The organism is Kitasatospora sp. NPDC054795 (assembly GCF_053611565.1).
Map to the genome: position 1 here is coordinate 1 of NZ_JBSHAP010000198.1, position 12,384 is coordinate 12,384.

Sequence of the window (12,384 nt, forward strand, 5' to 3'; positions counted from 1 at the left end):
GTCCAGGGCGGCCGCTCCGGCCGGTCGGCAAGGCTCCGTCGGGCGGCTCCCCGCCGGACGGCCTCCCGTCGAAGGGTCAGACCGTCAGCGTCTGGCCCGGGAAGATCAGGTCCGGGTCGCCACCGATGGTGCGCACATTCTTGCGGTAGAGGCTGTCCGTGTCGGTGCCGAACTTGGCCGCGATCTCGCTCAGGGTGTCGCCGCTCCTGACGGTGTAGCCGCCCGCAGCGGTGTTCTTCGGCGCGACCGGCGCGGACTGGGCCGGCTTGGCCGAGGGCTGCCCCTGCGGCGCCTGCTGCGCGGCGGCGGCCTTGGGGGCAGCGGGCTTGGCGGGCTTGGCCGCGGGCGCGGCGGCGGGCTTGGCGGGCTTCGCGGCCGGCTTGGCCTCCGCACCGCCCGAGGTGTCGACGGCGGCAGGGGCGCCGCCCCTGCCCAGGCCCGCCTTCTGCGAGCAGACGGGCCAGGCACCCGGGCCCTGCGAGGCGAGGACCTTCTCCGCGACGGCGATCTGCTGCGCCCTGCTCGCCTTGCTGGCCTGGGCGGCGTACGCGGTCCCGCCGTACGCGGCCCAGGTCGACGGGGAGAACTGCAGTCCGCCGTGGAAGCCGTTGCCGGTGCTGATGCTCCAGTTCCCGCCGCTCTCGCACTGGGCGACGGCGTCCCAGGTGGAGGCGGTAGCGGCGGAGGCCGAGGTGGCCGTGACGAGGCCGGCCACCGGCAGGGCCGCGACGGCGGCGCCCGCGACGACCGCCATCCGAACGCGGTGGCGCTTGGGGGTGGCGGTGGTGTCGGTGGCAGCGGCGGTCTCGTGACGGGGATTCATACAAGTCCTCTCGACAAGTCCCGGGTGGGCGTGCGGAACCAGGCCCGGGACATGGGCCGGCAGTTTTTTCGCTCACCTCACTCGACGGGCGGCCGGACACGTGTCGGACGTGCCGTGCCGCCCCGGTCACCTCCGCACGCCGACGGCCTGGTGGAGCCGGCCTCGTCGGCGGGCACCGCCCTCGCGCCGCTGGTCGGTCGGCGGGCAGTGCGTCGGGGTGGACCCGGGTGGCGCTCGTTGCGCCGCCAATGAAGCTAGGGGGCATCACCCGGACGCAGCAAGCAATTCTTGGACGTCGCAGGTCAGTTGACTGTTACCGGCGGTATTGATCAAGAAGCTGCGCCTGTTTTGAATACTTTTGACCGAATTTTCAAGATCGAATGATCGAAATCCGTGCCCTCGCTCACACCTATCCCTCCGAGAAAGCTCACGCGCCATCCACACGGAGGAATCGTCAGCTGACGCACCGTCACCGTCCGGTCCGGAGTTCCCGATTCCGCACCGCCGCCGAGTGGCATCCGTCACGCCCGACACGCACCGCGATCGAAAAGGGACTCTCAGTGACGACCGTCGAGCTCCGCGTCCCGGGCCAGCAACGCCGCCTGGACCCGGTTCTCGCAGCCCAGCTTGGCCAGGATCCGGCTGACGTAGGTCTTCACCGTCGCCTCGCTCATGTGGATCCGCGCCCCCGCGTCGGCATTGGACAGACCCTCTCCGAGCAGCGCCAACACCTCCAACTCGCGCGGGGTGAGCACCTCCAGCCGGCGCCGCGCCGCCACCGCGCGAGCGGCCAGCGAGGCACTGCGGCCGGAGGCCAGCGAGTCGACGATGTGCCGGGTGGCGGCCGGCGAGAGGAAGGCGTTGCCGCCCGCCGCCGCCCGGACGGCCTGGATCAGCTCGTTCGGCGCGGTGTCCTTGAGCAGGAACCCGGCACCGCCCTCGGTCACGGCGCGCAGGACGTTCTCGCGCTCCCCGAAGGTGGTGAGGATCAGGGCCCGCGCGCCGGGGGCGACCCTCGCCAGCTCCCCGAGCGCCGTCAGCCCGTCCATCACCGGCATCTGAATGTCCAGCAGCACCACGTCCACACGGTGCGCCCGCGCGAGCTCCAGCGCCTCGCGCCCGTCGGCGGCCTCCGCGACCACCTCGATGTCGGCGGCGGAGCCGAGGATCATCCTGATCCCGGCCCGGATCAGCGGCTCGTCGTCGGCGACGAGGACTCGGATCACGCTGGTCATTCCCCTCGAACGGTGCTTCGGCTGCGGCACCATCCTCACATCCCGGCGGGACCGCTCCGAACCACCCCGATCCGGACCACCGTGCTCCGAAACCGGCCCGGCCCACCCCGCCGGGGCACCCGCCCGCGCACGGGGGCACTCAGCCCCTGGCGACGTACTCCTGCTTCTCCACCAACGCCCCGTCCCGGAAGCAGAATCGCGCCACGTGCTCCTCGTTCCAGCCGGCGCCGGGCGCACCGTTCAGGACGAACCAGCGGCAGTGCGCGCCCGTCGGCACCTCGGGCCCCGTCCCCTTATAGGTGTCGGTGAAGAAGTTGTTGCCGCGCGGCAGCGTCTGCAGCACCTCGGCCTCGGCGGTGCCGACCCTGATCTGGTCGTACATCGGCTTCTGCACGGTCGCGTCGTTGGTGCCCCGGACGAAGGCGATCACGCCCCAGACCACCAGGCCGAGCACGATCAGCGCGACCGCGACCACCCCGAGCGCGCAGCCCATCGCCGGGCTGCGCCGCCCGCGCTCCGGCTCCTCGACGGGCGGCAGGCCGTCCAGCATCCAGTCCTCGGCCCCGCCCGTCGCCGCCGCCGCGTCCTGCTCCGCTCCCTCGTACGGGAGCACGGCCGCCAGCCGGAAGCCCTGCTCCGGCGTGGGCCCGGCGTGCACCATGCCGCCGACCAGCCTCGCGCGCTCCCGCAGGCCGGTCAGCCCCTGACCGCCGCTGACCGCCGCGCCCGCGCCGCCGCGTGCGCCCACGAGTTCCGGCGCCCGGGTGTTGCTCACCTCCACCACCAGTGCGTCCGGCTCGTACCGCAGCGCGACGGCGATCGGCGCGCCCGGGGCGTGCTTGTGCGCGTTGGTGAGCGCCTCCTGCACGATCCGGTACGCCGCGTGGTCGACGGCGGCCGCCAGCGGACGCCGGCCGCCCTCCACGGTGAGGTCGACCTCCGCCCCGGCCGCCCGGGAGGACTCCACCAGGCCGCCGATCCCGTCCACCCCGCCCCGGGCCGGCGGGCCGGCGGCGGCCGTCCCGGCGCTCGGCGGCAGCGCCGTCGACTCGTCGTGCAGCACCCCGACCACCTCGCGCAGCTCGCGCATCGCCGCGACCGCCGCCTGCCGCAGCACCCCGACCGCCTCGCGCTGCCGGTCGGTGAGCGTCCGGTCCACCTCCAGCGCACCGGAGTGCACCGAGATCAGCGCCAGCTGGTGGCCCAGGCTGTCGTGCATGTCCTGGGCGATCCGGTGCCGTTCGCGCAGCCGCGCCTGGTGCACCACCATGACCCGCTCGCGCAGCAGCTGCTCGTTGCGCTCGCGCAGCGCGTCCAGCAGGGCGCGGCGCTGCGCCCGGTAGCGGCCGTAGAGCGCCGGCAGCACGGCGATCACGAGGAAGAAGCCGAGCGACAGCGACAGCACCAGCTTCGGCGAGAGCGAGGCGACGTCCTTCACCACTCCCGTCACCGTGAACAGCACCCAGGCCACGACGAAGGCGCCGACCAGCGACCAAACCCGGCGGATCCGCGCGCCGGCCGTCCAACCCGCGCACACCAGCAGCAGCATCGGTCCGACCGACCAGCCGGCCAGGGCCGCGGCGGCGAGCAGCACGGTGGCCGGCAGACCCTTGCGCAGCACCCACAGCACCGCGACGGCGAGGCCGAGGGGCAGCGCCAGGCCGGTGTTGGCGAGCAGCTCCAACAGCGCGGCGAACCCGCCCATCAGCAGGGCGGCCACCACCTCGCCCACCACCCGCCGGGGCCGCCAGGGCCCCGGCAGCGCCGTCCGTACCACCGTCTTCCAGGCCCGCGCGATCGCTTCCACGCGTCGAGGCTATCGGTGCGGCCGGGGCACCCGCCGTCCTCCTTCGTCGCGGCCCCCGCCGACGAAAGTCGCCTGGTCGGCCCGGCGGACCACCCGCCGGACCACGCGCCGGACCGACCGCCCGCCGGCCGCTCAGCCGAAGGCCGTGAGCAGCAGCGCCACGTCGTCCACCCGGCGAGTCGACCCGACCTCGCGCAGCAGCCGCTCGGCCGCCTGCTCCAACCCCTCCCCCGCCGCGGCCCGGGCCAGCGCGGCCCGCAGCCGGTCCACGCCCTGGTCGATCGCCACCGCGGGGTCCTCGACGAGTCCGTCGGTGTAGAGGGCGAGCACCGTCCCGCTGTCCAGCCGCAGGTCGCTGACCGGGTAGTCGGCCAGGTCGTGCACCCCGAGCAGCGGACCGCCCGAAACGTACAGCGCCTCGGCCCGCCCGCCGGGGTGGCGCAGCACCGGCGGGAGGTGTCCGGCCCGGGCGATCCGGGCGAGGCCGACGGCCGGGGTCAGCCGGACCAGGCAGCAGCTGGCGAGCAGCCCGGGGTCGAGGTCGAGCAGCAGCCGGTTGGTGCGGGCGAGCACCGCGTCGGGCGGGTCGCCGCCGGAGGCGAAGGCGCGCACGGCGCTGCGCAGCTGCCCCATCGTGGCGGCCGCGCCGACGCTGTGGCCCTCGACGTCGCCGATCACCAGGGTGACGTCCCCGCCGGTGACGATCGCGTCGTACCAGTCGCCGCCGATCTCCATGCCCTGGGTGCCGGGCAGGTAGCGGGCGGTGATCCGGATGCCGGGCACCTCGGGCAGCCGGTGCGGGAGCAGTGCCTGCTGCAGGCCGCGGGCCAGCACGAACTCGGCGTCGTACAGCCGGGCGCGCTCCAGGGCCTGGGCGATGAAGCCGCCGAGCGCGGTGAGCAGGCCGCGCTCCTCCACGCTGAACGGGCGCGGCCGGTCGAAGCCGATGATGCAGGTGCCGACCGGACGGCCGGAGGCGATCAGCGGCAGGAAGGCCCAGGCGCCCATCCCGTCCAGGGCCAGGCCGGGGTAGGTGGCGGCGAGTTCGCGCACCGACTCGAAGAAGGCCGGGGTGCCGGTGCTGAGCGTCTCCGCGCCGGGCACCCGGGCGTCGATCGGGGTGCCCTCGAAGGCCTCCAGGAAGCCGTCCGGGTAGCCGGCCTGGGAGAGCAGGTGCAGCTGCTGGTCGCGCGCCGCGTAGATGGCGAGTTCCTGGCCGCCGAAGGACGGCAGGACCTCCTCGGCCACCGCCCGGCAGACGTCCCGCACGGTGACCGCCTCGGTGAGGGCGCTGGCCAGCTGGAGCAGGTGGTGGGTGCCGCCGACCCCGGTGCGGCCGGCGGGCGGCGGGGTGGCGGGCGGTTCGGCGGCGCCCGGCGGCGGCTCGGCCGCGACCACCCGGGCGGTGACGCCGTGCGGGTCCGGGTAGAGCGAGAAGGCGAGCCAGCCGTCCGGCGGGCGGGCGGCCAGGAAGGCCGTGGGCCGCTGGGAGAACAGGGCGGCGCGGTAGCGGTTCTCGTAGACCGGGTCGGCGAGCCAGGGCAGCACGTCCCAGAGGTGGTGGCCGAGCAGGTCCTCGCGGCGGGCCCGGAGCAGCGGTTCGGTGGCGCGGTTGGCGTAGCTGATCCGGCCGTCGGGGTCGAGCGAGAGCACGCCCTCCTGCAGCCGCTCGACGGCGGCCGCGGCGGCGGTCAGGTCGCGCACGTCCAGCACCGCGCCGACCAGGTGGGTCCGGCCGTCGGAGATCGCCACGGGCACCCGGGCCCACAGCTCCACCGGGTACGGCAGGCCCTCCGGCCCGAGCACCCGGACCCGGGCGGCCAGCACCTCGCCGCGCTCCAGCGCGACGCGGGCGGCGGCCCGGAACGCCGGCAGGTCACCGGGGGCGACCCGGCGGTTCAGCGCGGCCACCGTGCCGTCGAACTCGCCCGGTCCGAAGCCGAAGATCTCCCGGAACTGCTCGTCGGCGGCGAGCGCCCCGGTGGCCACGTCCCAGTCGAACAGCCCGACCCGGGTGGTCGGTACCGACGACGGCGACGGCAGCTCCACCACGGCCACCTCGCCGCCCGGCTCCACCGACTGCCCGGTCCCGGCCAGTTCGGCCAGCTGCTCGCCCAGGCGGGCGGCCGCTTCGGCCAGCTGCCGGGCGGCCGGCTCCGGAAGCCCGTCGTCCGAGGCGGGCCACAGCCCGCTCAGCACGCCGAAGCGCTCCTCGCCGTGCGCCACCGGCACGCAGACGGAGGCGAAGTCGTACGGCAGGCCGACCGCGAGCTGCGGGAAGCGCCGCATGGTGTCCTCGGTGTCGGTCAGGGTGATCACGTGCCCGGTCCGGAAGCAGACCGCGACCGGCAGCGGGCCGGCGGCGGCCACCCGCCGGAACGGGCTCATCACCGCCAGCGGCACGCCCGCAATCGTGCGCAGCACCAGCGAGCGGCGGTCCCGCGAGCGCAGGTACACCATCACCCCGTACACCCCGGTCGTCCCCAGCGCCCGGCGCACCGCCTCGGCGAGGAGCTCGTCCCGCCGCTGGTCCGTCTGCGGGGCCGGGTCCCGGACGGACGGCGGGAACGCCCGGTCCATCTCCGCGCCGGCCCCGGGCTCCGGCGGCCGGTCCGGACCGGGCCGCGTACCAGGGGCCCCACCGGTCGCGTGCGGATGGCGCATGCTCTTTTGCTACGCCCGGCCCGCAACCGTGTCAAGGCGAGCCCGCACCGGCCCGGGCTGCCCCGGGGCGCGGAGTGCACCAGCATGGACGGCATGCCGAGCCGATCCCGCCGCACCACCGTGGTCAACCTCAAGGGCCACCGCGACGACCCCGGGTACGCGGACGTCGTCTACGTCGGCCGCGCGATGCACCGCGGCGGCTGGCACCTCGCCGAGTCCCCGCTGCACTGCCCGTACCGTCCGGGCCCCGGCCTCACCCGCGAGGAGATGGTCGTCAAGTACCGCGAGCACCTGCTCGCCCGCCCGGACCTGCTCGCCCTCGTCCCGCCCCTGCGCGGCCACCGCCTCGGCTGCTGGTGCGCCCCGCTCCCCTGCCACGCCGACGTCCTCGCCGACCTCGCGGACCACCCGCCGAACTGAGGCCGGGCGGCTCAGAGTCCCGAGAGGTCCACCGTCACGGGGTACGGCACCGCGGCCTTGACCAGCCCGGTGAACAGTTCCCCCGGCCGGTACGCGGCCTCCGCCTCGTCCAGCACGTAGGTGTGGACGATCGGCACGCGGCCGGCGGCCTGCTCGACCCGCCAGTAGAACGGGATGCCCGCCTTGGCGTACTGGTCCGGCTTGACCGTCCGATCGGTGGTCTCCGAGCCCGGCGAGACCACCTCGACCACCAGCAGGACGTGGTCGGGCCTGGTCGGCGACTCGTCGATGGTGTCCGCGCGGTAGACCACCACGTCCGGCCGGCGGTTGTTCAGCGGCACATCCTGCAGCCGGACGTCGAAGTCGGTGTCGGCGTTCCGTTCGACGCCGCCCGCGTCGTCCAGGGCGTTCGCCAGGAGCCGGGCGAGCCGGTTGTGCCGCTTGGAACCGCTTGGGGACACGACCACCATCCCGTCGACGATCTCGATGCCCGCGCACTGCTCCTCGGTCCAGGAGTCGTACTGCTCACTGGTGATCTGCCGGTGCATCCACTCGGGTGCGATCAACTCGGCCGTCACGGCGTACCTCCCCTGGGCTGCTGAGCGGGCCTCACTCTGTGTGCCACAACCTAGTACGAGCCCTCGTACGAGCGTTGCGGCGGTTTCGGACGGTTCGGGGACTGTTCGATATTCTCCGGACGGGTGGCGGCGTGGGGCCGCCGGTGGGGAAGCGAGAGCCGTATGCAGTCGTCGTCCGGGGGGCCCGCGCGCGGAACGTCGTGGCAGTGGGACGAGGAGACGGACGGCGGCGGGGCCACCGAGGACGTGATCGCGGGCGGCGGGGAGCGCACCGGGCCGAGCCGGCGCCGGCTGCTGCTCGGGGCCGGGGCGCTCGCGGCGGGCGGGGCCGCCTGGGCGCTCGGCCGTTCGGGTGGCAGTGGGGCCCGTCCCTCGCCGGGGCCGACCGGGCCGCCGCCGACCGCGCTGTCCGGCCCGACGCCGCTCTGGACCTACCGCGGACCGGAGGCGATGACCCCGGAGCGGCTGACCGACCCGCCCCGCCGACCCGTCTTCCTCTCCCGGAAGGGTCTGCAGGTCCTCGACCCGGCGAAGGGCACCGCCGCCCGGCTGCTGGTCTTCGACCCACCGGCCAACCGCAGCTGGCCCAGCGACCTCGACATGCTCGGCAAGGTGGTGGTCGGGCCCGACCACCTCTTCACCGCCACCTACCAGGGCCACCTCGAAGCCCGCCACTTCACCGACCCCGCCGCCGACTGGAGCCTGCCGCTGCCCGACGAACTGCAGGGGCAGGTCCGCCTCGCCGGCTACGACCGCGACCCCGGCATCCTCTACGGCTACTCCTGGGGCCACCCGCGGGCCGACGGCAGTTCGACGGACAACCGCCTCTTCGCCCTGCGGGTCATCGACCGCGCCCTGCTCTGGTCCGTCCGCACCGAGCGGACGGAGCAGCCCGTCACGCCCGCCACCTTCGGCGGGGGCAGCCTCCTCGCCTGCATCCGATTCGTCGACGGCCGCACCGAGCTGGTGGCCCGGGACGCCGCCACCGGCCGCGAGCTGTGGACCGCCCCCGGCGAGGAGGACCTGCGCTGGTGCGTCACCGGCGCGACGGGCGTCTACGTCCCCGACGGCAACGGCGGCGTGCGCATGCTGCTCCCCACCGGCGAGCCGGGCTGGACCCACTCGCCCCACCGGCGTGAGTCCTGGCGGGCGCTGCCGCCCGTCGCGCAGAACACCCGGGTGTACATCCCGTGGGACCAGGGCGTCGTCAGCTGCCTCGACGTGTCCTCCGGCGCCGAGCTGTGGTCCTGCCGGCTGCCGTTCCCGCTGGACCGCCGCAGCCGTCCGCTGGTCGCCAACGGCACGCTGTTCGTCCCGGGTACGTCGCTCGGCGGGGTCAGCGCGATCTACCCGGCGACCGGCGAGCTGGGGTGGACCTTCCACGACTCCGGTCCGGGCAAGGACGTCTGGACCCTCGCCACCGACGCGACCCACCAGTACGACGGAACCCGCCTCTACGCGGGCCACGACGACGTCCTGCACGCCCTTCCGCTGAACTGAACGTCCCGACGACACTGAACGTCCCGACGACCCGTCCCGACGACCCGGCAGGAGGGCCCGATGCAGGTACGCCCGATCTCCCCCGAGAAGCTGGCCGAGCTGCTCGCCGACCGCATTGCCGCCCTGCCCGAGGCCCGCGACCGGCGCCTGCGGGTGGCCGTGGACGGCGCGGCGGCGGCCCGCCCCGAGGCACTCGCCGACGCGCTGGTGGAGCCGCTGCGGCTGCGCGGCCACCCGACGCTGCGGGTCTCGGCCTCCGGCTTCCTGCGTCCGGCCTCGATCCGGCTGGAGTACGGCCACCAGGACGCGGACGCCTTCCACGACCTCTGGCTGGACGACGGCGCCCTGGCGCGCGAGGTGCTCGACCCCTTGGAGCCGGGCGGCAGCGGCCGTGTCCTGCCCTCGCTGCGCGACCCGGTCACCGACCGCTCGACCCGCGCCCCGTACACCGAACTCCCGCCCGGCGGCGTGCTGTTGCTGGACGGCGCGTTGCTGCTCGGCCGCTGGCTGCCGCTGGAGCTGTCCGTCCACCTGGCGCTCGGTCCGGCCGCGCTGGCCCGCCGCACCCCGGCCGACCAGCAGTGGACGCTGCCCGCCTTCGCCCGCTACGAGGCGCAGACCGTCCCCGCCGAGGCCGCCGACGTCACCGTCCGGGTGGACGACCCGCGCCACCCCGCGCTGGTCGAGCGGCCGTGACCTCCGGGGCCGGGCCGCGCTGGCAGTAGGGGCACCAGAAGACCGCCCGGTCGCGCGGCGGAGAGCCCTGGCGGCCGGCGACCACGGGGGTCACGCAGCGCGGGCAGGGCCGTCCGGCCCGGCCGTACACCCAGTGCTGGTAGCCGGGCCGGGTGTCGCCGGTGGTGATGTGGCCGGGGCGCAGTTTGTTGGCCTCCAGCATCTGCCGGGCTCGCTCCACCAGCCGGTCGGGGTGCGGGAGTTCGCCGACCTCGGTCCAGGGGGTGACGCCCGCGACGAAGCACAGCTCGTTGGCGTAGACGTTGCCGATCCCGGCGAGGTTGCGTTGGTCGAGCAGGGCCTCGACGACCGGGCGGCCCGGGTGGGCGAGGAGCCGGCGGACGGCCTCGACCGGGTCCCAGTCGGGGCCGAGCAGGTCGGGGCCGAGGTGGCCGATGATCCGCCGCTCGTCGGCGGTCCGCAGCAGTTCGACGACGGGCAGCCGGTAGCCGACGGCGGTGCCCCGGTCGGTGCCGAGGACGGCGCGGATCTGCCGGTCGGGGCCGCCGGTCCACCGCTCGCCGGGGCGGTAGACCTCCCAGCGGCCGTCCATCCGCAGGTGGGTGTGCAGGGTGAGGCCGCCTTCGAAGCGGGTGAGCAGGTGCTTGCCGCGCGGGGCGACCTCCAGCACCCGGCGGCCGGTGAGGTCGGCGGTGGCGTGCGCGGGCACCCGCAGGTCGGCGCTGGTCAGCGGCTGTCCGGCGAGGGCCTCGCGCAAGTGGGCCGCCACGCGGTAGACGGAGTCACCTTCTGGCATGTCTCCATTCTGGTCCGCGCGGCGGCCCGGCGGGACACCGGCCCCGGTGGGTTACGCCGACTGCCCCGGGACGGCCTGGCCCTCGCGCACCACGACCACCGGGCAGGGCGCGTGCTCGGTGAGGTGGCGGCTGACCGAGCCGAGCAGCACGCCGGAGAAGCCGCCCAGGCCGCGGCTGCCGACGACGAGCAGCGCGGCGCCCTTGGCGGCCTCCAGCAGCGCCTGGGCGGCGTTGCCGGGCATCACGCTCTCGGCGATCGCGACGCCGGCGTCGTCGCCGGCCACCTTGGCGATGGTCTCGCTGAGGGTCTTCCCGGCGAGCTCCTCGGGGTTGAAGGCCTCGACGGTCGGCACGCCCTGCCCGGCCCACCCGTAGAAGGCCGGGTACTCCCAGGCGGCGATCGCGTGGACCGTCCCGCCGACGGCCCGCGCGTAGTCGATCGCCCAGCGCAGCGCCTGCTCCGAGGCGGGCGAGCCGTCCACGCCGACGACGATCCGGGGATTGGCACTCATGGCCTTGCTCCTTCGGTTGCTCCTGATCGGTCCCGACCCTCCGAACATAGATCAAATCGGACAAACGCTCGGTATTGCCACGCCGAAAGCGAGCCGCCGCATTCAATTCGATCGCGACCGGGGTTCCGGGCCTGGGAGGATGCCCGGATGCCGAGCAAGCCCCGCCGCCGCACGGGCGGCTTCGCCGACGTCCTGGCCGCCCTGCCGCCGAAGAAGGAGGGCCGGTGCCGGGATCTCGACGACCCGCTCGCGTCGGGCGGCTTCGTGGACGCCGGGGGGCGCTACTGGCGGCTGGCCCGCGGCCCGGTGGACCGGCGGCTGGCGAAGCGGCTGGCGGTCGACGCGGACGAGATGACGCTGGGTCTGCGGGGCGAGCTGGAGGAGGTCTCCCCGGGCGTCTTCGTGCCCGCCCTGCTCACCCCCGAGGAGCGTCCGGCCGCCTGGCGGGAGGCCGGCGAGCTGGACCACTTGGCCTACGAGTTCCGCGCCTCCGGCGGCCGGACGCTGCTCTACCTGGTGGTGTTCTGCTGAGCCCCGTGCTGTCCTGCCGCGCCGCCGCCGCTCAACTCCGGTAGGCGGCCCAGGAGTTGGCCATCCGCTGGACCTGCCCCCGGGTGAACCCGGTCATGCAGGAGTCGTAGCTGTAGTCCATGAAGTTGTGGATCGGGTCGAGCCCGGGGCCGGCGCAGGTGTCGCGGCCCTCGGGGCAGCCGGAGGCGCCGGTGCGCTCGGGCGGGGTGTCGTCCACGTAGTCGCCCGGGGCCCGGCAGCCGCCCTGGAAGGTGTGGAAGAGGCCGAGCCAGTGGCCGATCTCGTGGGTCGCGGTGTCGCCCTCGTCGTAGTGGGTGGCGGCGCCGCCGGGCAGGGAGGCGTCGAGCACCACCACACCGTCGTCGGTCGGGTTCGTCCGGTACGCGTCCGGGAACGTCGACCAGCCGAGCAGGGCGTCGCCGAGGCGGGCCGTGTAGAGGTTGAGGACGCCCTGGTCGCCCTTGCGCAGGGCGGTCTTCATGTTCTGCTCGGCCGGCGAGCCCGGGGTCATGCCGGTGTACCAGGACGCGTTGTCGGTCCAGTCGGCGCCGACCAGCTCGAAGTGGAACGGGCTCGCGACGTTGTTCTGCCCCCGGCCGCCGTAGCTCTCGTTGAGGTGGTCGATCTGGCCGGTGACGGCGGCCTGGTCCAGCCGTCCGGCGGCGCCGTCGTGGATCACGTGGAAGAACACCGGGACGGTGGTCGGGGCGGTGGCCCGGCGCCGGCCGGCGCCCAGTTCGGCGATCCGCCGGTCGAGGTCGGCCTGCATCGCCCGGGCCTGCCCGGCGCCGACCGTGTTCGGGTCCCCGCCCGGCCGGCTG

General features: G+C 74.9%; 12 protein-coding genes. 4 read left to right on the forward strand and 8 right to left on the reverse strand.

All coding sequences use genetic code 11. The features are described from left to right. Positions 1-76: 76 nt before the first annotated feature. From ACWGJO_RS39085 to ACWGJO_RS39100, 4 genes are all read right to left on the reverse strand, one after another. The gene (locus tag ACWGJO_RS39085; RefSeq protein ID WP_452190393.1) at positions 77-823 is read right to left on the reverse strand and encodes a transglycosylase family protein; all 747 of its coding nucleotides are present in this window, start codon (positions 821-823) and stop codon (positions 77-79) included. 557 nt (positions 824-1,380) lie between these two features. Then, complete coding sequence (locus tag ACWGJO_RS39090) at positions 1,381-2,049, reverse strand: response regulator transcription factor (protein ID WP_387693569.1); 669 nt, start codon at positions 2,047-2,049, stop codon at positions 1,381-1,383. Positions 2,050-2,197: 148 nt separating this feature from the next. Further along, on the reverse strand, positions 2,198-3,865 hold the full coding sequence (locus tag ACWGJO_RS39095; protein WP_452190395.1) for a sensor histidine kinase: 1,668 nt from the start codon (positions 3,863-3,865) through the stop codon (positions 2,198-2,200). A 132-nt stretch (positions 3,866-3,997) separates the two neighbouring features. Continuing rightward, the gene (locus ACWGJO_RS39100) at positions 3,998-6,445 is read right to left on the reverse strand and encodes a SpoIIE family protein phosphatase (RefSeq protein ID WP_452190396.1); all 2,448 of its coding nucleotides are present in this window, start codon (positions 6,443-6,445) and stop codon (positions 3,998-4,000) included. Positions 6,446-6,622: 177 nt separating this feature from the next. Between ACWGJO_RS39100 and ACWGJO_RS39105 the strand changes: the two genes are divergently transcribed. Beyond that, positions 6,623-6,949: a DUF4326 domain-containing protein gene (locus tag ACWGJO_RS39105; protein WP_387693495.1), complete on the forward strand. Its 327-nt coding sequence runs from the start codon at positions 6,623-6,625 to the stop codon at positions 6,947-6,949. Positions 6,950-6,960: 11 nt separating this feature from the next. Here the strand turns inward: ACWGJO_RS39105 and ACWGJO_RS39110 are convergent, their stop codons facing one another. After that, positions 6,961-7,527: a Uma2 family endonuclease gene (locus ACWGJO_RS39110; protein ID WP_452190398.1), complete on the reverse strand. Its 567-nt coding sequence runs from the start codon at positions 7,525-7,527 to the stop codon at positions 6,961-6,963. A gap of 162 nt (positions 7,528-7,689) precedes the next feature. Between ACWGJO_RS39110 and ACWGJO_RS39115 the strand changes: the two genes are divergently transcribed. Both ACWGJO_RS39115 and ACWGJO_RS39120 read left to right on the forward strand, forming a co-directional pair. After that, positions 7,690-9,027, forward strand: a complete 1,338-nt coding sequence (locus ACWGJO_RS39115) for an outer membrane protein assembly factor BamB family protein (protein ID WP_452190400.1) — start codon at positions 7,690-7,692, stop codon at positions 9,025-9,027. A 60-nt stretch (positions 9,028-9,087) separates the two neighbouring features. Continuing rightward, positions 9,088-9,723 (forward strand): uridine kinase, encoded by a 636-nt coding sequence (locus tag ACWGJO_RS39120; protein WP_452190402.1) that lies wholly within the window; start codon positions 9,088-9,090, stop codon positions 9,721-9,723. Here ACWGJO_RS39120 and ACWGJO_RS39125 read toward each other — a convergent pair. Together ACWGJO_RS39125 and ACWGJO_RS39130 are read right to left on the reverse strand one after the other, a co-directional pair. Then, entirely contained in the window at positions 9,671-10,519 is an 849-nt protein-coding gene (locus ACWGJO_RS39125; RefSeq protein WP_452190404.1) for a DNA-formamidopyrimidine glycosylase family protein, read from the reverse strand. The genes ACWGJO_RS39120 and ACWGJO_RS39125 overlap by 53 nt on opposite strands. Before the next feature lie 51 nt (positions 10,520-10,570). Continuing rightward, positions 10,571-11,032 (reverse strand): universal stress protein, encoded by a 462-nt coding sequence (locus ACWGJO_RS39130; protein ID WP_452190406.1) that lies wholly within the window; start codon positions 11,030-11,032, stop codon positions 10,571-10,573. Positions 11,033-11,179: 147 nt separating this feature from the next. Here ACWGJO_RS39130 and ACWGJO_RS39135 point away from each other — a divergent pair, with 147 nt between their 5' ends. Continuing rightward, positions 11,180-11,563: a hypothetical protein gene (locus ACWGJO_RS39135; protein ID WP_452190407.1), complete on the forward strand. Its 384-nt coding sequence runs from the start codon at positions 11,180-11,182 to the stop codon at positions 11,561-11,563. 31 nt (positions 11,564-11,594) lie between these two features. Here ACWGJO_RS39135 and ACWGJO_RS39140 read toward each other — a convergent pair. Beyond that, positions 11,595-12,384, reverse strand: a 790-nt coding sequence (locus tag ACWGJO_RS39140) for a zinc metalloprotease (protein WP_452190409.1), incomplete at its 5' end; no start/stop codon positions are given.

What these genes read in the sequence shown, in the direction of transcription:
- ACWGJO_RS39105 (WP_387693495.1), top strand. Translation starts at nt 6,623, where the DNA reads ATGCCGAGCCGATCCCGCCGCACCACCGTGGTCAACCTCAAGGGCCAC.
- ACWGJO_RS39130 (WP_452190406.1), bottom strand. Translation starts at nt 11,032, where the DNA reads ATGAGTGCCAATCCCCGGATCGTCGTCGGCGTGGACGGCTCGCCCGCC.
- ACWGJO_RS39085 (WP_452190393.1), bottom strand. Translation starts at nt 823, where the DNA reads ATGAATCCCCGTCACGAGACCGCCGCTGCCACCGACACCACCGCCACC.
- ACWGJO_RS39115 (WP_452190400.1), top strand. Translation starts at nt 7,690, where the DNA reads ATGCAGTCGTCGTCCGGGGGGCCCGCGCGCGGAACGTCGTGGCAGTGG.
- ACWGJO_RS39100 (WP_452190396.1), bottom strand. Translation starts at nt 6,445, where the DNA reads ATGGACCGGGCGTTCCCGCCGTCCGTCCGGGACCCGGCCCCGCAGACG.
- ACWGJO_RS39125 (WP_452190404.1), bottom strand. Translation starts at nt 10,519, where the DNA reads ATGCCAGAAGGTGACTCCGTCTACCGCGTGGCGGCCCACTTGCGCGAG.
- ACWGJO_RS39135 (WP_452190407.1), top strand. Translation starts at nt 11,180, where the DNA reads ATGCCGAGCAAGCCCCGCCGCCGCACGGGCGGCTTCGCCGACGTCCTG.
- ACWGJO_RS39120 (WP_452190402.1), top strand. Translation starts at nt 9,088, where the DNA reads ATGCAGGTACGCCCGATCTCCCCCGAGAAGCTGGCCGAGCTGCTCGCC.